General features: G+C 74.8%; 16 protein-coding genes. 12 read left to right on the top strand and 4 right to left on the bottom strand.

The annotated features are described in order from the left end of the window. Positions 1 to 318 precede the first annotated feature (318 nt). Entirely contained in the window at positions 319 to 2097 is a 1779-nt protein-coding gene (locus FGW31_RS02625; protein ID WP_142191666.1) for a serine hydrolase domain-containing protein, read from the top strand. A gap of 16 nt (positions 2098 to 2113) precedes the next feature. On the opposite strand, the gene FGW31_RS02630 is transcribed toward FGW31_RS02625, so the two are convergent. The 3 genes from FGW31_RS02630 to FGW31_RS02645 all read right to left on the bottom strand — a co-directional run bounded on the left by FGW31_RS02630 (position 2114) and on the right by FGW31_RS02645 (position 6775). Further along, positions 2114 to 3682, bottom strand: a complete 1569-nt coding sequence (locus tag FGW31_RS02630; RefSeq protein ID WP_182674431.1) for a phytoene desaturase family protein — start codon at positions 3680 to 3682, stop codon at positions 2114 to 2116. Positions 3683 to 3731: 49 nt separating this feature from the next. Next, positions 3732 to 6089, bottom strand: a complete 2358-nt coding sequence (locus FGW31_RS02635) for a serine/threonine-protein kinase (RefSeq protein WP_142191668.1) — start codon at positions 6087 to 6089, stop codon at positions 3732 to 3734. 314 nt (positions 6090 to 6403) lie between these two features. Continuing rightward, a complete protein-coding gene (locus tag FGW31_RS02645; RefSeq protein ID WP_142191669.1) occupies positions 6404 to 6775 on the bottom strand; it encodes a ferredoxin in 372 nt (123 codons plus the stop codon). Positions 6776 to 6898: 123 nt separating this feature from the next. Here FGW31_RS02645 and FGW31_RS02650 point away from each other — a divergent pair, with 123 nt between their 5' ends. From FGW31_RS02650 to FGW31_RS02695, 10 genes are all read left to right on the top strand, one after another. Next, positions 6899 to 7297, top strand: a complete 399-nt coding sequence (locus FGW31_RS02650; protein ID WP_142191670.1) for a ChaB family protein — start codon at positions 6899 to 6901, stop codon at positions 7295 to 7297. Positions 7298 to 7449: 152 nt separating this feature from the next. After that, positions 7450 to 7827 (top strand): DUF6479 family protein, encoded by a 378-nt coding sequence (locus tag FGW31_RS02655; protein ID WP_142191713.1) that lies wholly within the window; start codon positions 7450 to 7452, stop codon positions 7825 to 7827. Between the two features lie 62 nt (positions 7828 to 7889). Then, complete coding sequence (locus tag FGW31_RS02660; protein ID WP_142191671.1) at positions 7890 to 8240, top strand: hypothetical protein; 351 nt, start codon at positions 7890 to 7892, stop codon at positions 8238 to 8240. Between the two features lie 171 nt (positions 8241 to 8411). Beyond that, a complete protein-coding gene (locus tag FGW31_RS02665; protein WP_142191672.1) occupies positions 8412 to 8825 on the top strand; it encodes a hypothetical protein in 414 nt (137 codons plus the stop codon). Positions 8826 to 9098: 273 nt separating this feature from the next. Then, positions 9099 to 9605, top strand: a complete 507-nt coding sequence (locus tag FGW31_RS02670; protein WP_142191673.1) for a SigE family RNA polymerase sigma factor — start codon at positions 9099 to 9101, stop codon at positions 9603 to 9605. Positions 9606 to 9616: 11 nt separating this feature from the next. After that, entirely contained in the window at positions 9617 to 10099 is a 483-nt protein-coding gene (locus FGW31_RS02675) for a cellulase (RefSeq protein WP_142191674.1), read from the top strand. Positions 10100 to 10225: 126 nt separating this feature from the next. Next, the gene (locus tag FGW31_RS02680; protein WP_142191675.1) at positions 10226 to 11524 is read left to right on the top strand and encodes a bifunctional glycosyltransferase family 2/GtrA family protein; all 1299 of its coding nucleotides are present in this window, start codon (positions 10226 to 10228) and stop codon (positions 11522 to 11524) included. Next, complete coding sequence (locus FGW31_RS02685; protein ID WP_142191676.1) at positions 11521 to 12786, top strand: hypothetical protein; 1266 nt, start codon at positions 11521 to 11523, stop codon at positions 12784 to 12786. Before FGW31_RS02680 ends, FGW31_RS02685 begins: the two co-directional genes overlap by 4 nt. Before the next feature lie 180 nt (positions 12787 to 12966). After that, complete coding sequence (locus tag FGW31_RS02690; protein WP_142191677.1) at positions 12967 to 14214, top strand: polysaccharide pyruvyl transferase family protein; 1248 nt, start codon at positions 12967 to 12969, stop codon at positions 14212 to 14214. A gap of 35 nt (positions 14215 to 14249) precedes the next feature. Continuing rightward, positions 14250 to 15704, top strand: a complete 1455-nt coding sequence (locus FGW31_RS02695; protein ID WP_142191678.1) for an FAD-dependent oxidoreductase — start codon at positions 14250 to 14252, stop codon at positions 15702 to 15704. A gap of 477 nt (positions 15705 to 16181) precedes the next feature. Here FGW31_RS02695 and FGW31_RS02700 read toward each other — a convergent pair whose 3' ends face one another. Next, on the bottom strand, positions 16182 to 16679 hold the full coding sequence (locus FGW31_RS02700) for an AAA family ATPase (RefSeq protein WP_233452355.1): 498 nt from the start codon (positions 16677 to 16679) through the stop codon (positions 16182 to 16184). A 139-nt stretch (positions 16680 to 16818) separates the two neighbouring features. Between FGW31_RS02700 and FGW31_RS02705 the strand changes: the two genes are divergently transcribed. Further along, complete coding sequence (locus tag FGW31_RS02705; RefSeq protein ID WP_142191679.1) at positions 16819 to 17916, top strand: CapA family protein; 1098 nt, start codon at positions 16819 to 16821, stop codon at positions 17914 to 17916. The last annotated feature ends 7 nt before the right edge of the window (positions 17917 to 17923 follow it).

Consider the following 17923-nt stretch of genomic DNA (forward strand, 5'->3'; position numbering starts at 1 on the left):
GCAGCGGGCACGGCCCGACCTGTTGAGGACCACGGAGGAGACCGGCTGTTCCCGCTCCGGCTGGCCGGGACGTCCGGCGGCGAGCGCGCCGCCGGACGTTCCGTCGCGCCAGGGGCACCACGCCGCCGTACCGACCCCTGCGCGCCGCCGCGGTCGGATCACCTCGGCCCGCGGCCACCCTCCCCGGAGCGTCCGTTGCCGGCGAACCTCGCACGCACCATTGACACATCCCACCCCTGACAGGAAAGTTTCACTCCGCAAGGCGACCCCCGAAAAATTCTTTCAGCCCGATCCGGGCCACGACACGGGAGGAACTCCATGGCGGACGAAGGGGCGAGAGGCCTCACCCGGCGTCAACTGGCGGCGGGAGCCGTCGCCTTGGGCGGGGCACTGGCCTTCGCCTCCCTCCCGGCCGACCCGGCCGCGGCGGCCGTCCCGTCGAGCGGCGCCCGGCCGACCCTGCGGCACGGGTCCGCCCGGCGGGCCGGGCTGCTCGCCGAGCCGCTGCGCCAACTCGTCTCCGACGCCGAGGCGTTCCTCGCACCCTCCCCGTTGCACCCGTGGTACGCGGGCGCCGTGCTGCTCGCCGGGCGCGGCGGCACCGTCGCCCTGCACCACCCGATCGGCATGGCGGTGCGCTACCAGGCGTACGACGAGGAGACCGACACCGGCGTGGAGTTCCCGCCGGACCGGCAGATACCCATGGCCGAGGACACCGTCTTCGACCTGGCCTCGATCTCCAAGCTGTTCACCTCGATCCTGGCGGTGCAGCAGATCGAACGGGGCGCGCTGAAGCTGGAGGCGGCCGTCGCCTCGTACCTGCCGGACTTCGGACGCGCCGGCAAGCAGGAGGTGACGATCCGTCAACTACTGACGCACACCTCGGGTTTCCGGGCATGGATCCCGCTGTACAGGGTTCCGACTTACGAGGAGAAGGTCCAGCTCGTCTACGACGAGAAGCCGGCCAATCCGCCCGGCAGCACCTATCTGTACTCGGACCTGAACCTGATATCGCTCCAGTTGGTCCTGGAGCGGATCACCGGCCGCACGCTCGACGTCCTGCTGCGCGACGAGATCACCGGACCGCTGGGCATGCGCCGCACCCGCTACAACCCGCCCGCCTCCTGGAAGCCGCGGATCGCGGCCACGGAGGACGCGCGCCAGCCGTGGTCCGGCCTCGAACGGGGGCTGGTGTGGGGCGAGGTGCACGACGAGAACGCCCACAGCCTGGGCGGGGTCGCCGGCCACGCGGGCGTCTTCTCCAACGCCTGGGACCTCGCGGTCCTCGGACGGACCCTGCTCAACGGCGGCTCCTACGGCCGGCGGCGGATCCTGACGCCGGAGTCGGTGGAGCTGATGTTCACCGACTTCAACACCGCCTTTCCCGGCGACGAGCACGGACTCGGCTTCGAGCTGTACCAGCACTGGTACATGGGCGCGATGGCCACCCCGCGCACGGCGGGCCACACCGGCTTCACCGGGACCTCGCTGGTGCTCGACCCCACCACCGACTCCTTCCTCGTCGTCCTGGGCAACTCCGTGCATCCGGTGCGCACGTGGCGTTCCGGGTCGGCGCCCCGCGTGGCCACCGCGAACCAGCTGGCCCGCGCGGTTGCGGTGCGTCCCGCGCGGGGCCGTACGGCGTGGTTCTCCGGAATGGCCGGCCCGGCTGCGGCGACCCTCGACCTGCCCGCGCTGGACACCTCCTCGGGCCGGGCGCGGCTGCGCTGCGCGCTGTGGTGGGACACGGAGCCCCGCGCCGACGTCCTCGTGCTGGAGTCCACCACGGACGGCGGCTCGACCTGGCAGCCGGTGCCGTTCACCACCGCGGCCGGGGACGGGGAGCCGCAGCGGCACCCGTCGGGCACGGCCACCGGCTGGTCCGGCCGCGTCTGGCACGCCCTCTCCGCCGACCTGCCCGCCACGCCCGGCCTCGTCCTGCGCTGGCGGTACACCACCGACCGGCTGTACGTGGGACGCGGCGCCTATGTCGACGGGCTGCGGGTCGAGGCCGACGGCGGTGTGCTGTTCGACGAGGCACGGCCGGCGGACTCGGCGCGGATCCGGGCGCAGGGCTGGACCCGGTCGGCGGACTGACCCCGCCTCCCGCGGCTCAGCCCGCGCCCGATTCCAGCACCGCCATGGCCGCGTTGTGCCCCGGTACGCCGCTCACTCCGCCGCCGCGCACCGCGCCGGCGCCGCACAGCAGGACGTTGGCGTGCCGGGTCTCCACGCCCCAGCGGCCGGTGCCGTCCTGGGCGTGGGGCCAGGACAGCGCGCGGTGGAAGATGTTGCCGCCGGGCAGCCCGAGGTCGTGTTCCAGGTCCAGCGGCGACCTGGCCTCCAGGCAGGGCCGCCCGTCGGCGTCGGTGGCCAGACAGTCGGCGAGGGGTTCGGCGAGGTGCGCGTCGAGCTGGGCGAGCGTCGACTTCAGCAGTTCCTCGCGCACGGCGTCGTTGTCCCGCGTGAACAGCCGGGCCGGGGTGTGCAGTCCGAACAGGGTGAGTGTCTGGTAGCCGCGGGCGGCCAGGTCCGGGCCGAGGATCGTCGGGTCGGTGAGGGAGTGGCAGTAGATCTCGGAGGGCGGGGCGTCGGGCAGTTCACCCGCGGCGGCCCGGGCGTGCGCGGCGGCCAACTGCCCGTACCTTTCGGCGATGTGGAAGGTGCCGGCGAACGCCTCGCGCGGGTCGACGGCGGTGTCGCGCAGCCTGGGCAGCCGTTTCAGCAGCATGTTCACCTTGAGCTGGGCGCCCTCGGCGGGCGGCGGCGGTGTGTCGCCGGTGAGCCGCGCCAGTTCCCGCGGTGAGGCGTTCACCAGGACGTGCCGGGCGGCGGCGACGCCCTCGCCGTCGGCCGTGCGGTAGGTGACCTCCGCCGTGCGGCCGTCGGTGTCGACGCGCACCGCCTCGTGGCCGGTGGCGAGGAGCGCGCCGGCGTCGCGCGCGGCTGCGGCCAGCGCGTCGGTCAGCGCGCCCATGCCGCCGACCGGGACGTCCCAGGCGCCGGTGCCGCCGCCGATGACGTGGTAGAGGAAGCAGCGGTTCTGCTGGAGCGAGGGGTCGTGGGCGTCGGCGAAGGTGCCGATGAGGGCGTCGGTGAGGACGACTCCGCGCACGAGGTCGTCGGTGAAGTGCGCCTCGATGCCCACGCCGATGGGTTCCTCGAACAGGGTCCGCCAGGCCTCCTCGTCGTCGACGGTGCGGCGCAGGGCGTCGCGGGTGGGCAGCGGCTCGGTGAGGGTGGGGAAGACGCGGCGGGCGACGCGGCCGGTCAGGTCGTAGAAGCGCTGCCAGGCCCGGTACTCGCGGTCGGAGCCGGTGAGCCGGGCGAAGGCCTCGCGGGTGCGCCGCTCGCCGCCGCCGACGAGCAGTCCGGTGGGCCGTCCGTCGCGTTCGGCGGGCGTGTAGGAGGAGATGGTGCGGGTGCGCACCCGGAAGTCCAGCCCCAGGTCGCGGACGATCTTCCGCGGCAGCAGGCTGACCAGGTACGAGTACCGGGACAGCCGGGCGTCGACGCCGGTGAACGGGCGGGTGGACACCGCCGCCCCGCCGGTGTGGTCCAGCCGCTCCAGCACCAGCACGGAGCGGCCGGCACGGGCGAGGTAGGCGGCGGCGACGAGGCCGTTGTGGCCTCCGCCGACGATGACGGCGTCGTACGTCCGGGATGCCTGGGCTGCGGTCATGGTTCTTGGTAGCACGCGGTGATCCGCACCGGCCAGACGTGGTCCGCGGTCAGGCCCCGCGAGCGGCCCGCCACGGTCGCAGCGCGGCCGCCCGGCGGTGCGGCCGGCCCGCCTTGCGGCCGCGGTCCAGCCGGTCCAGGCAGTGCGCCTCGTCGTCGCGGGCGGCGAGGGTGTCGGGATGGTCGGGGCCGAGGACGCTCGCGCGGGTCTCGGCGACCCGCCGGTACTCGGTCAGCGCCTCCGCCCAGCGGCCCAGCCAGCCCAGGCCGACGGCGACCTCGCGGCGGCTGACGAGGGTGTCGGGGTGCTCGGCGCCCAGGACCCGCTCGCGCTGCGCGCACACCTCGCGGGCCTCGGCCAGGGCCTCCGCCCAGCGGCCGAGACGGCCGAGACCGACGCAGATGCCGTGCCGGGCGCGCAGCGTGTCGGGGTGGGCCGGGCCCTGCACCCGGGTGCGGTCCGCGACCAGGTCGCGGTAGTGGTCGAGGGCCTCGCCGACGTGGCCGAGCCGGCCCAGGGCGATGCCGATCTCGTGGCGGGCGGCGAGGGTGTCGGCGTGGTCCGGGCCGAGGGCCCTGGCGCGTGCCTCGGCGACCTCGCGGTAGGTCTCCAGGGCTTCGCTCCAGCGGCCGAGGCGGCCGAGCGCGTGGGCGACCTCGCACCGGGTGACGAGGGTGTCCGGGTGCTCGGGCCCGAGCACCCGGGCGCGCGCGGCGGCGACCTCGCGGGCCAGGTCGTGGGAGTCCTCCGGCCGGCCGAGCCGGCTGAGGTTGTACGCCAGGTTGTGGCGGCAGCGCAGGGTGTCGGGGTGGTCGGGTCCCATGGTGCGTTCGCGGGCGGCGAGCACCGACAGGTACACCTGGTGTGCGTCGGCGGCGCGGCCCGACTGGGCGAGGACGTACGCCATTTCCTGGCGGGCGGCGAGGGTGTCGGGGTGGTCGGGGCCGAGGGCGCGGATACGGGCCGCGGCGACCTGCTTGTACTCGCGCAGCGCGTCGGCGGCGCGGCCGGTGCGGCTGAGGGCGAAGGCGGCCTCGTAGCGGCTGGCGAGGGTGTCGGGGTGGTCCGGGCCGAGGAGGCGTGTGCGCTCGGCGGCGACCTCGCGGAGCAGCTGTGCCGCCTCCGCCCAGCGGCCGAGGCGTCCGAGGCCGAGGCCCGCGTTGTGCCGCCCGGCCGGGTCGTCGGGCGGCTCCTGCGGTGACGGGGTGGGCCGCTTCGGCGGTGCGGTGCGCTGGCGGGCGGCGGTTCCGGGGCGTCGGGCGCACTCGTCGGACGGGGCGGGCGGCGTGGTGCGCAGCCCGGGCCGGCCGCCACCGCCGACGGCGGCCCGCCCGTCCACGCCGTCGCCGCCGCCGCCGCCGTCGCCAGTGTCGCCGGTGTCGACCGGCTCGTGGCCGGTGGTCGTGGTGCGGGTCCAGGACGGCAGCCGGGCGGCGCGGCCGGCCGGGGCGGGCTCGGCGGCGCGCCGCGGACGGAGCGCGCGCCCGCTTCCGCCTGGCGTGCCCGCGGGTTCCGGGCGGGCCGCCGCCACCGCGGCGGGCACGCCGCCCGACCCGGCGGCCCGCAACACGCCGATCCGGTCGGCGAGTTCGCGGGCGCTGTGCGGCCGTTCGCCGGGGTCCTTGGCGAGCAGGTCCAGGATGATCCGCTCCAGCCGCTCGGGCAGGTCGGCGCGGTGGCCGCGCGGCGGCGTGGGCGGTGTGTCGCGGTGGCCGACGAGGATCGCCCAGGCGTCGTCGAGGTCGAACGGCGGTACGCCGGTGGCGATTTCGTAGAGCACGCATCCGAAGGAGTACAGGTCGCTGCGCCGGTCGACCTGGCCGCCGCCGATCTGCTCCGGCGACATGTAGTGCGGGGTGCCCATCGCGACGCCGGTGCCGGTCAGCCGGGAGGTGAAGCCGATGTCGTGGCCGAGGCGGGCGATGCCGAAGTCGCAAATTTTCACGGTGCCGTCGTGCAGCCGCACGATGTTCGCGGGCTTGAGGTCCCGGTGCACGACGCCCTGGTCGTGGGTGTAGGCGAGGGCGTCGGCGACCTGCCCGGCGATCTCCACCACCTCGTCCAGGGGCAGCGGGTGGTGTTTGTTGTCCTCCAGGAGCCGGCTGAGGTTGCGGCCCCGGAGGAGTTCCATCACCAGGTACAGCACGCCTTCGGACTCGCCGAAGTCGTGCACCACGGTGATCCCGCGGTGCTGGAGCGCCGCGGCCACCCGGGCCTCGCGGCGGAACCGTTCGCGCAGTACCCGGGCGGACGACGGGTCGGGCTGCTCCGCGAGCGGTTTCAGGCACTTCACGGCGACCTGCCGGCCCAGCGACTCGTCGCGTGCCCGCCACACCTCCCCCATGCCGCCGCGTCCGATCCGGTCCATCAACCGGTAACGGCCATGGATCAGCCCGCTGTCCCCCATCTGAGCCGCCCGCCCCCGTCGCAGTCGCCGCCCTCCCCTGGCCCGTCCAGTATGGCGACAACTCGCCCGATTTTGTACGGTGCCCGACCGGCCCCGGACCGTCCGTCCGCCCGCCGCCCGGTCACGCCCACGGCCTGCTGCCGCACGAGCCCGACGCCTGCCGTCCCGCCGTCCACCGCACAGGCACGCACGACGGGCAGCCCTGCTCCTCCGGCCGCTCGGTGCCCGCCCGGCCCGGCCGGATGACCGGCGCCCTCCTGCCCGCCTCGTCGCCGAACGGCACCTCGCACGGGCGGATCACCCGGTGTGCGTGGTCAGTTCAGGGTGACGAGGAACTCCGTGCAGGCCCGGGCGCAGGCGCGGCAGGCCTCCGCCGCCTGTTCCGCCCCGGAGTGCTCGTCGAATACCTGGGCGCTCTCCAGGCACACCTGGCGGCACCACTCCACCTGGATGCGGATGGCCGCCTCGTCCACCTGGTTCTGCTCGGACAGCACGCGGCAGGTCGCGTCGCACACCTCCGCGCACATGATGCCCTTGCGTCGTACGAGTTCCTGGTTCTCGGTGCCGTCCGGGTCCACGAGACTCGCCCGCATCGCGCAGGCCCGCGCGCACTCCGTGCACGCCTGGGCGCAGGCGAAGCGGTCCTCCAGGAACCGGAACAGCTCCTTTTGAGATGTCGTCGTCACACGGCGCGGGTAGCCCCGGCCGGGGCGGCCAAACCCGGCTCCCGCAAGGGTTCCGTCCGGTTTCCGGGGACCCGCGCAGGGCACCCGGGCGGCCCGGAGCGAGCAGTGACGGAGGTGGGGAAGATGCCCGGACGTCAGGAACTCCCCTCGACCCTGGAACGCTCCTCGGAGGAGGCCCGGCGCACCTGGATCAAGGCCCATGACGCGGCCGTGGAGCAGTACGGCGAGGGCGAACGGGCGCACCGCGTGGCCTACGGAGCCCTCAAGCACACGCACGAAAAGGTGGGCGACCACTGGGAACGCAAGGAGGGCGGCCGCAAGGGCCCCTCGGATCCGCGGTCAGCGCGCCCGCGGCAGCAGGGCGGACGCAGCGGCGAGGGCGTGGACGAGCAGGCCTCCAGGGAGCACCTCTACGGGGTCGCCCGGCGGCTCGGCGTCGAGGGACGGTCGCGGATGTCGAAGGCGGAGCTGCTGGAGGCGATCCGCAAGGCGAACCGCGGCCGCACGCGCGCGGCACGGTGACGAGTGGACGACGCGCGGGACGACGTACGGACGGTGAAGCGTGCACGGTGACCAGTGCACGGAGATCGGTGATCAGTGAGCGATGAGCGGTGCACGGTGAGCGGTGAGATGAGCGGGTTCGTGGCCGGGACGGGGGGTACTCGCGAGCCATGATGAACACCTCTTGGATGCACGCGGCCGACCTCGCGGCAGGACGTGGCGCCCTCGGCGCCGGGCTCGTGGTGGCGGGCGTGGTGGTGCTGGCCCTGTTGATCGGCATGTTCGTGTTCGGCAGCCGCCGGGTCAGGAACAACAAGGTGCGTCGGCCCCGGCCCGAGGAGCAGCCCCGGATGCCCGAGGGAGGCCCGGTCCACGAGGTGCGGGAGCACCGGGAGCCGGACGAGATGCCCAGAAGCGACGAGCGGCTCACCCCGCACGAGCTGAACGAGCACGGCAACTCCGGCAGCCGCACGAGCGCCTCGCAGGAGCGGCCCCGCTGGGACGAGGGCGGCAGCGGTGCGTTCGGCAGCGGAGGCCCGGGCGGCCGCTGACCGTCCGCGGCCCGGCGCCGTGCCCGGCGCCCAGGCAAACGTCGTACAAGGAAGTGAGAACCATGGCAGATCCCGCCCGCAACGCCCTGCCGCTGCCGGACTACGACCATCTGCCCGTCGGGGGCCTGGAGAGCCGGGTCCGTTCGCTGTCCGCGGGCGAGGTCGAGGAACTCCTGGCCTACGAGCGGTCGCACGCCGACCGGCTCCCGGTGACCGAGGTGCTGACGGCCCGGCTGGACCAGTTGCGCGCGGGCGCCGAGCCGACGTCGGGCGACCCGGACGCCCTGCGCCCCGAGCAGAGCACCGGCCGGTCCGGGTCGCCGGTCTCGCCGGCCACGTCGCCGGAGCCGTTCGGCCCGCCGCCGCACGGCACTCCGGACCAGCGCGGCAAGCCGAAGGGCGACCGCAGCTGACGGCCCGAGTCGGCGCCCCACCCACCGTCATCGGACAACGCCTGACGGGCGGAGCGGCGCCGTCGGCCGTCGCGTCGACACGGCCGTCGCGTCGGCACGGTCGTCGGCGGCTTCCGGGCGGTCGGTGACCCCGGGGCCCAGGTGATGGACTTCGACGTCTACGCTGGGCCCGTGATCCTGAAGACGACAGGTGGACGGTGGCTCGGTGCCGTCCTGGCCGCTTCCGCGGCACTCACCACGGGGTGCACGGAATCGGTCGACGCCGGCGAACTCCCCGGTGTGTACCGCAACTCCGAGACCGGCGGCGAGATCGAACTCGGGTCCGACGGGACGTTCACCGCCACCGGCATCTCGGCGGACGAGTATCTGGGACGGGGAGGTGCCGATCCCGTCGACTTCAGCGGCCGATGGGAGTTCCTCGGCGACCAGGCGGGCAGCGACTTCGTCTACCTGGCGATCGAGACCGGTGGGACCGGCACGATCGGCGGCGTCCAGCTCTACACGAGGGGCGGGGGGAAGGTGGAGTTCAATCCCGATCCGGACGGGCCGCCGTCCCTGACCCTCACCGAGGCGGACACCCCGTAGCTCCCGCGTGGAAGCCCGCGGGCCGAGTCCGGTCCGCAGGGGCACCACACTCATCGTCCCGAACCGCACCGGAGTACCAGGTGCAGTGACCCCAAAGGTGCGAAGGGGCGGGCCGTGCGCCCACCGATCGCCGTTCGCGGCGGTCGTGGGCGACCGGCCCGCCCCTTCGCACGCCCGGAGTGAGATGGATCACAGCGCCTCGGTGCATCGTTTCGGCGGGCCAAGAGTCTTTGTCTGAGGTGCAAGGGGTTGTTCGAATGCGGGACGGTGGGGATGGAGCGGTTTCGGGCCGACGGCTTCGACGAGTTCGTGGCCGCCCGCTGGTCGGCGCTGCTCCATGTCGCCCGACTGCTCACCGGCGGCGACCGGCAGCGCGCCGAGGACCTCGTCCAGGAGGCCCTGGTGAAGCTCTGGTTCGCCTGGCCCAAGGTCGCCGAGCAGGCCCCTGAGGCGTACGTCCGGCAGATCCTGGTGCGGCTCGCGGCACGATCGGCCCGGCGGCGCTGGTGGGGGGAGCGGCCGGTGGGGGACGTGCCGGACCGGCCGCAACCGGACGACGTCTCCTCGGCCGTCGCCGAACGCTCGCGCCTGGAGGCCGCGCTGGCCCAACTGCCGCCCCGGCAGCGGGCCGCGGTGGTGCTGCGCTACTACGAGGACCTGCCGGAAGGGCAGGTCGCGCAGGCCCTCGGCTGCCCGGTGGGCACCGCCCGCTCCCACGCCTCACGTGGTGTGGCGCGCCTGCGGCAACTCCTGTCCGACTCCGTCAGGCCCGTGGGGTGAGGGGAGAAGCGATGGACGACTTCGAGCGGGAACTGACGCGCATGCTGCACGACACCCGGCAGCACGCTCCCTTCGAGCCGCGCCACCAGCGGCGTCTGTACCAGGGCATCCGGGCCCGCCGCCGGGCCCGTCTGCTGTGGCGGGCGGGCGGGTCGGCGCTGGCCGTGACCGGGCTCGGTGCCGCGCTGGCGCTGCTGCCGGGCACCGGCCCGGAGACCCGGCCGGCCGATCGGCGGCCCCTGCCGGCGACCAGTCCGACACCGCCGCCCGCGTCCCCGGCGCCGACGACGTCCGCGCCCGGCACCTCCCGCCCGCCCACGGACGCGACGACGATCCCCCCGCGGGACGCCACGCCGTCGTATCCCCCTCCCCCGTCCGCCACTCCCGGTGCCGGCCTCCGGGGCGCGACGTCGTCGACGTCCGCTCCGCCGCCGACGCACGCGACGCGGGCGTCCTCGACTCCGGCCGACTCCGCCTCGGCCGACGGCGGTTAGCGACCGCCGCCCGCCCGGGCGACCGCCGCCCGGGCCGTTCACCCGACCACCCACCTCGGGCGACCGTGGCGTGTCCCCACCGAACACCCGCCATGCCGTACGCCGGAAAGAGACCGTGAGCCCGTCATGAGAACCGCGAGGCGGTCGGCGCCGACCGACCGCCGCACCACCGCCGCGCCCGCGGTCCCGCTGGCGCTGCCGCGCCGGGCGCCGCTGCCGGCGCACCACCCGGACCCCGTCCTGGACGTGGTCGTCCCCGTGTACAACGAGGAGAACGACCTGGAGCCCTGTGTGCGGCGGCTCCACGCGCACCTCGCGGAGACCTTCCCCTACCCGTTCCGCATCACCATCGCCGACAACGCCAGCACGGACCGCACACCGCGGATCGCCGAGCGGCTGAGCGGCGAACTCGCCGGGACGGACTGGATACGGCTGGACGAGAAGGGCCGCGGACGCGCCCTGCACACCGCGTGGTCGCGGTCGAAGGCCCCGGTCCTGGCCTATCTGGACGTGGACCTGTCCACCGACCTGGCGGCCCTGCTGCCGCTGGTGGCGCCGCTGATCTCCGGGCACTCGGACATCGCGATCGGCACCCGGCTGGCCCGCGGGTCCCGGGTGGTGCGCGGCCCGAAGCGGGAGATCATCTCCCGCTGCTACAACGGGCTGCTGCGCGGCACCCTGGCCGTCGGGTTCTCCGACGCGCAGTGCGGCTTCAAGGCGGTGCGGCGGGACGTCGCCGAGCGGCTGCTGCCGCTGGTCGAGGACCGCGAGTGGTTCTTCGACACCGAGCTGCTGGTCATCGCCGAGCGCGCCGGGCTGCGCATCCACGAGGTGCCGGTGGACTGGGTGGACGACCCCGACAGCCGGGTCGACATCCTGGCGACGGCGCTGGCGGACCTGCGCGGCATGGCCCGGCTGGGGCGGGCACTGGCCGGCGGCCGGCTGCCGCTGGCCGTGCTGCGCCGCCCCGAGGAGGTCGACAAGGCCGCGGGGCTGCCGCCCGCGCTGGTTCCGCAACTGCTGCGCTTCGCCGCCGTCGGCGTGGCCAGCACCCTGTTCTACCTGCTGCTCTACAGTCTGCTGCGGCCCGCGGCGGGCGCCCAGGCGGCCAACGCCCTCGCCCTGCTGGCCAGCGCCGTCGCCAACACCGCCGCGAACCGGCGGCTCACCTTCGGGGTGCGGGGCCGCGCCGGCGTGCTGCGGCACCAGCTCAAGGGCCTGGCGGCGTTCCTGGTGGGGCTGGCCCTCACCAGCGGTTCGCTGGCCGTGCTGCACCGCACCGCGCCCGGGGCCGGCCCGCGCGTGGAACTGCTGACGCTGGTCGCCGCCAACCTCGCCGCGACCCTGCTGCGTTTCCTCCTCCTGCGGGCCTGGGTGTTCCCCGGCCACCGCTCCCGCCGTACGACAGGATCCTCCGCCTCATGACCACCGTTGGGACCAGCCGGGCCGTCCCGGCCCCGGCGTCCGAGCCCGAACCGGGGAAGGCCGCCCCGGACCGGCGCGAGCGGCTGCGCCGCGCCGCCGCGCACTACGGCCCCGTCCTCGCGATGTACGGCGGACTGAAGCTCGTGGGCTTCGCCGTGTTCATGTACCTGCTGGACGCGGCCGGGGACTTCCGCGAGAAGCATCCGCGCTTCGGCGGCGGCGCCCACCCCTGGGACGTCCTGGGCAGCTGGGACGGCTGGTGGTACCAGCAGATCGCCCTGCACGGCTACGACCCGGCGCTGGAGCCGATACCCGGCGCGACCGGCCTGATCACCCTCAAGGGCAACTCGGCGGCGTTCTTCCCGCTCTATCCGGCGCTGATGCGGCTGGTCTCGGAGGTCACCGGGCTCGGCCCGTACGGCGCCGGGATGACCGTGTCCGTGGTGGCCTCGTTCGTCGCCGCGCTCGGCATCTACGCCGTCACGGCCCGGCTGGGCGGGCGCGCGGCCGGCCTGGTCGCCGTCGGGCTGTGGGCGGTGTGGCCCGGGTCCGGCGCGGAGTGGGCGGTGTACTCGGAGTCCGTTTACACGGCGCTGGCCGCCTGGGCCTGCTACGCGGTGATGACCCGCCGCTGGCTCACCGCCGGGGTGCTGACCTTCACCGCCGGACTGGCCCGGCCCACCGCGGTCACCCTGGTCGCCGCGCTGGCGGTGGCCGGGCTGGTGGCGGTGTTGCGGCGGGAGGAGGGCATCCGCCGTCCGCTGGTCGCGGTGCTGATCGCGCCGCTCGGCGCGGTCGGCTACCTGGGCTGGGTCGGGTACCGGATGGGTGACTGGGGCGGCTACAACAAGCTCCAGGACGGCGCCTGGGCGCACAAGTTCGACTTCGGCCGGCACACGCTGGACGTGCTGACCTCGCTGCCGGTGGGCCACCACGACTATCTGTTCGCCATGCCCATGGAGGACACCATCGGGGTCGGGGTGGTGCTGCTGGTGCCGGTGCTGACGGTGCTGCTGGTGCGGCTGCGCCCGCCGGTGGTGCTCGTCGTGTACACGGTGCTGTCGTACCTGATGGTGATGGCCACCCAGCAGTACTTCGGGAACGTCTCCCGCTACCTGCTGCCGCTGTTCCCGCTGTTCGTGCCGCTCGCGCTGGCCATGCGGCGCCTGAAGTTGCCGTCGCTGCTCACGGTTCTGGGCACGGCGGCGGTGGCCTCCGGGTCGTACGCGGGATACGTGCTGTTCGAGCTCGGCGTGCCGTAGGCCGTAGGCCGTAGGCCGTAGGTTGCGGACCGTGGGCCGTCGGGCCCGTCCCGTACGAGCGCGGGCCCGTCCCCTACGACCGCGGGCCCGTCCCGTATGGCCGCGGGCCCGTTGTGTGAAGAGGGGCGATGGCGGTTACCCGGGTCGTCGCCCCGGCTTCGACGCGAGGGGAGTGCACGGATGTCCGATGTCGCCCCGCGCCTCCGCCCGTTCCCCGGCCCGGCGGGCCCGCGCATCGGGGTCCTCGGCTCCTACGGCGGTTTCAACACCGGCGACGAGGCCATCCTCGCCTGCGTGCTGGGCTGTCTGCGGGCGCACCGCCCGGCCGCCCGGCTCGTCGTCTTCAGCCGGGACCCCGCGCACACCCGCGCCCACAGCGGCGACGCCGACGAGGTGGCGGGCTGGGAGGGCGTCGCGCAGGGCGCGGTCCTGGAGGTGCTGTCCGGCCTGGACCTGCTGGTGCTGGGCGGCGGCGGCATCCTCTACGACGGCGAGGCGCGCCGCTATCTCCGGCTGGTCCGGGCGGCGCAGACCCGTGGTGTGCGCACGTTCGCGTACGCCGTCGGCGCCGGCCCGCTGCGGGAGCCGGAGGACCGGGAGGCGGTACGGGCGGTGCTGCCGGGGATGGACGACGTGGTGGTGCGGGACGAGGAGTCCCGGCTGGTGCTGGAGGAAGTCGGCCTGGAACGGGAGTTGAGGGTCACCGCGGATCCGGCGCTGCGGCTGTGCCCCGAGCCGTTCACCGCGCGGATGATGCGGGACGAGGGCGTGCCCACCGGCACCCGGCTGGTCGGCATGTCGGTGCGGGAGCCGGGCCGGGCGGCCGAGAAGCTCGACGAGAGCGACTACCACGTGCTGCTCGCCGAGGTGGCGGACTTCCTGGTGCGGCGTCTGGACGCGTTCGTGGTGTTCATGCCGATGGAGCGGCACGACGTGCGGCACGCGCACGCCGTGCTGTCCCACATGAGCGCCCCTGACCGGGGACGGATCCTGAACGGCGCCTACAGTCCCGGGCAGGTGCTGGGGTTCATGCGCCATCTGGACCTCGCCGTCGGCATGCGGTTGCACTTCGTGATGTTCGCGGCGCTGGCCGGACTGCCGGTGCTGCCGCTGCCGTACTCGGGCAAGGTCTTCGACTTCGCGCGGCGCATCGGGGCGCCCGCGCTGGTGGGGGTGGCCCGGGAGCAGACCGGGCTGCTGCTGGCCGAGGTCGACCGGCTCTGGGACGAGTATCCGCAGCGCCGCGCGGAGCTGCGGTGCCGGGTGCGGGAACTGCGCACGCTGGCCCTGGAGACGTGCACGCGCTGCGGCGTGCTGCTCGACCGCATGGACGCCGGGGCGACGGGCGCCGGCGAGCGGGGCGCGGGCGGCGCGGAGGGCGCGGGCGGCCCCGGGCAGGGGGTGCGTGCCGCGGGCGGACCGCCGTAGCGGCACGGCACGAGCGAGCCGACGGGAGTGACACGATGCCCATCCTCGAAGCACCCGATCCGTCCCGCACCGTCACGTTGCCGCCGCGGGCGGCCCGGCACGCGGGCCGCACCGGCGTGCTGGTGGTGGGGGGCGGCCCGGCCGGCTGCGGTGCCGCGCTGGCCGCCGACGCCGGGGCCGGCGTGGTGCTGGTGGAGCGCTACGGGTTCCTCGGCGGCAACGCGACGGTGGCCCTGGTCATGCCGTTGATGTCGTTCCACAACGAGCACCGGCAGGCCGCGTTCGACGCGGCCGGGGACGGCACCCGGCTGCTGCCCACGGACCACGGCGAGGGCGAGCCCGTGGTGGCCGGGGTGCTGTGGCGGCTGCTGGACCGGCTCGCCGAGCGCGGCGGATGCGTCCCGCCGTCCCTGGAGACCGGGTACACGGTGCCGTTCGACCCGGAGGTCTTCAAGCTGGTCCTGCTGGACCTGCTGGACGAGGCCGGGGTGCGGATGCTGTTCCATTCCTTCGCCTCGGCCTGTCTGCCGGCCGACGGCGGCTGGCGGGTGGTCTTCGAGACGAAGTCGGGGCCGGTGGTCATCGACGCGGGCGTGGTGGTGGACGCCACCGGTGACGGCGACGTCGCGGCCGCCTGCGGAGCGCCGTACGAGATCGGGCGGCCCGAGGACGGGCTGGTGCAGCCGATGACGCTCATGTTCCGCGTCGCCGACTTCCTCCGGCCGCGGTTCGCCGAGTACGTCCGCGCCCACCCGGACCAGTGGCGCGGCGTGCACGGCCTGTGGGACCTGGTGGAGCAGGCCACGGCCGACGGCGAACTGCGGCTGCCGCGCGAGGACATGCTGTTCTTCGGCACCCCGCACCCGGGCGAGGTCAGCGTCAACAGCACCCGGGTCACCAGGGCGCTCGGCACCGACGTGTGGGACCTGAGCCGTGCCGAGTACACCGCCCGCCGCCAGCTCCAGCAGATCGACCACTTCCTGCGCCACCACGTGCCGGGCTTCGAGGACTCCTACGTGGTGCAGAGCGGCACCCACATCGGGGTCCGGGAGACGCGCCGCATCCTGGGCGAGTACCAGCTGACCGGACACGACATCCTGGCCGCCCGCTCCTTCCCCGACGCCGTCGCGCACGGCGCCTATCCGGTCGACATCCACAACCCGAGGGGCACGGGCACCGTCCTCAAACGCGTGCCGCGCGGACGGTTCTACGACATCCCGCTGCGCTGTCTGCTGCCCCGGGGGACGGAGCGGATGCTGGTGGCCGGGCGCTGCATCTCCGGCACGCATGTGGCGCACTCCTCGTACCGGGTCATGCCGATCGCGATGGCCACCGGTCAGGCGGCGGGCGTCTGCGCGGCGCTGGCGGTGCGCCTCGGCCGCACCCCGCGGGAGCTGCCGTACGCGCTCGTCCAGCAGGAACTGCTGCGGCAGGGGGCGCGGGTGCGGACCGGCGCGGAGGACGACGGTACGGGCGGGGACCACTCCTGACGGGGCGCCGACAGGTCCACGGGCGGGACGCCGAGCCGGTCGGCGGGCAGGAGCACTGGGCCGGTTCCGGGCGGGACGCCGAGCCGGTCGGCGGGCAGGAACACTGGCCGGTTCCAGGCGGAACGCCGAGCCGGTCAGCGGGCAGGAACACTGGCCGGTTCCGGGCGGAACGCCGAGCCGGTCGGCGGGCAGGAACACTGGCCGGTTCCAGGCGGAACGCCGAGCCGGTCAGCGGGCAGGAACACTGGCCGGTTCCGGGCGGAACGCCGAGCCGGTCGGCGGGCAGGAACACTGGCCGGTTCCGGGCGGAACGCCGAGCGGGACGTGGGTGGGACGTCGGCCGGGCCGCGGGCAGGGGCGGACCGGTTCAGCGGCGGGACGCCGAGCGGGACGCGGGCAGGCGCGACGACGAGTCCCGAGCCGATGCGCCGGCCGGTCAGGGCGGGACGCCGGTCGTCGTCGCGGTCCGGCCGGGTGTCAGCTCTCCCCGTCCAGGGGCCGGACCAGGAATCCGCCGCGGCCGTCGAACCGCACCTCGTGAACGGCGTCGAACCCGTCCGCCCGGGTGGGGCGGCGCAGCCGCCGCACGGTGGCGCGGAGGCCGATGTCGGGGACCCGGTGACGGCCGTCCCGCAGGGCGTTGCGCTCCAGCGATCCCGGCAGGTCGGGCGGGAACCAGTACGCGGTGACGGTCGCCCCGCAGGCGTGCGCGGCGGCGACGAGCGGCCGCCACTCCTCCGGGGAGGGATTGGTGTTGTCGACCGCCACCGACCTGCCGGCGCCGAGCGCCTCGTGCACCAGGCGCATCTGCCGGTCCTGCTTGCGCCGCGCCGACCGGGGCATCCGGTCCTTGCCGACCGGCGCATAACGGCCGGCCAGGCACTGCTCGTAGAACGTCGACTTGCCGGACGCCTGGAGCCCCACGAGCACGGCCACGTCCGGTGCCGCCGTCTCCTGCCGCGCGCCGGATGCCACGGCGACTCGCGTACCCGGGGCGGCGCCCGGCAAGCGCGGGCACCACCGGGTCCGCTGCGGGGCCCGCCACCGGCCGCGGGTTCGACGGCGTTCCGCCCCGGGTACCCGGTCGGCCCCTACGGAGTTCAGGGCGGCCGGAATGGTGACGCTGTTCCTGTGCGGCGACGTGATGCTGGGTCGGGGCGTCGACCAGATCCTCCCGCACCCGGGGGATCCGGTGCTGCGGGAGGGATACGTCCGCGACGCCCGCGACTACGTCGCGCTGGCGGAGGCCGTGAACGGCCCGGTCCCCCGCCCGGTCCCGTTCTCCTGGCCGTGGGGCCGGGCGCTGGAGGTGCTGGACGACGCCGCGCCGGACGTGCGGATCGTCAATCTGGAGACCGCCGTCACGCGCGGCGGCGCGTTCGCGCCGGGGAAGGCGGTGCACTACCGGATGCACCCGGCCAACGTGCCCGCGGTGGCGGTGGCCAGGCCCGACGTGTGCGTCCTGGCCAACAACCATGTGCTGGACTTCGGCCGTCCGGGGCTGAGGGAAACGCTGGAGACGCTGCGCGGGGCGGGTCTGCGGACGGCGGGCGCGGGGAGGGACGCCGCCGCCGCGTACGCGCCCGCGGTGGTCCCGGTCGCGGGCGGCAGGGTGCTGGTGTTCGCCGTGGGGTTGACGTCGAGCGGCATCCCGCCGGGCTGGGCGGCGACCGGTGAGCAGTCGGGCGTGGCGTACCTTCCCACGGCGTCCGCCGCCGCGGCCGAGGCGGTCCTGCGGCGGGTGCGACGGGCGAAACAGTCGGGTGACATCGCGGTGGTGTCCGTGCACTGGGGCTCGAACTGGGGGTACGGCGTCCCGTCCGCCGATGTCCGCTTCGCCCACGCGCTGGTCGACGGCGGTGTCGACGTCGTGCACGGCCACTCCTCGCACCATCCCCGGCCCGTCGAGGTGTACCGGGACCGGCTGATCCTGTACGGCTGCGGTGACTTCGTGGACGACTACGAGGGCATCTCGGGTCACGAGGAGTACCGCGACGACCTCCGGCTCGCCCATCTGGTGTCGGTCGAGGCGGGCGGTGGACGGCCGGGGCTGCGCCTGGTGCCGCTGCGCGCCCGGCGGATGCGGCTGGAGGACGCATCCCGGGAGGAGCGGGCGTGGCTGCGGGAGACGCTGGAGCGGATCAGCGGCGTCGGCTTCACCGTGGACGCCGACGGCACACTCACCCTCGCTCCCCCGTCGGCCCGTCGGTGACCGCGCG

This window comes from Streptomyces calvus (assembly GCF_006782915.1).
Classification (GTDB): Bacteria; Actinomycetota; Actinomycetes; order Streptomycetales; family Streptomycetaceae; genus Streptomyces; species Streptomyces calvus.

Bases quoted from the DNA above. Each gene is read 5' to 3' on its own strand.
- FGW31_RS02695 (WP_142191678.1), top strand. From the start codon at position 14,250: ATGCCCATCCTCGAAGCACCCGATCCGTCCCGCACCGTCACGTTGCCG.
- FGW31_RS02680 (WP_142191675.1), top strand. From the start codon at position 10,226: ATGAGAACCGCGAGGCGGTCGGCGCCGACCGACCGCCGCACCACCGCC.
- FGW31_RS02675 (WP_142191674.1), top strand. From the start codon at position 9,617: ATGGACGACTTCGAGCGGGAACTGACGCGCATGCTGCACGACACCCGG.
- FGW31_RS02635 (WP_142191668.1), bottom strand. From the start codon at position 6,089: ATGGGGGACAGCGGGCTGATCCATGGCCGTTACCGGTTGATGGACCGG.
- FGW31_RS02705 (WP_142191679.1), top strand. From the start codon at position 16,819: ATGGTGACGCTGTTCCTGTGCGGCGACGTGATGCTGGGTCGGGGCGTC.
- FGW31_RS02670 (WP_142191673.1), top strand. From the start codon at position 9,099: ATGGAGCGGTTTCGGGCCGACGGCTTCGACGAGTTCGTGGCCGCCCGC.
- FGW31_RS02630 (WP_182674431.1), bottom strand. From the start codon at position 3,682: ATGACCGCAGCCCAGGCATCCCGGACGTACGACGCCGTCATCGTCGGC.
- FGW31_RS02625 (WP_142191666.1), top strand. From the start codon at position 319: ATGGCGGACGAAGGGGCGAGAGGCCTCACCCGGCGTCAACTGGCGGCG.
- FGW31_RS02685 (WP_142191676.1), top strand. From the start codon at position 11,521: ATGACCACCGTTGGGACCAGCCGGGCCGTCCCGGCCCCGGCGTCCGAG.
- FGW31_RS02690 (WP_142191677.1), top strand. From the start codon at position 12,967: ATGTCCGATGTCGCCCCGCGCCTCCGCCCGTTCCCCGGCCCGGCGGGC.
- FGW31_RS02660 (WP_142191671.1), top strand. From the start codon at position 7,890: ATGGCAGATCCCGCCCGCAACGCCCTGCCGCTGCCGGACTACGACCAT.
- FGW31_RS02650 (WP_142191670.1), top strand. From the start codon at position 6,899: ATGCCCGGACGTCAGGAACTCCCCTCGACCCTGGAACGCTCCTCGGAG.
- FGW31_RS02655 (WP_142191713.1), top strand. From the start codon at position 7,450: ATGAACACCTCTTGGATGCACGCGGCCGACCTCGCGGCAGGACGTGGC.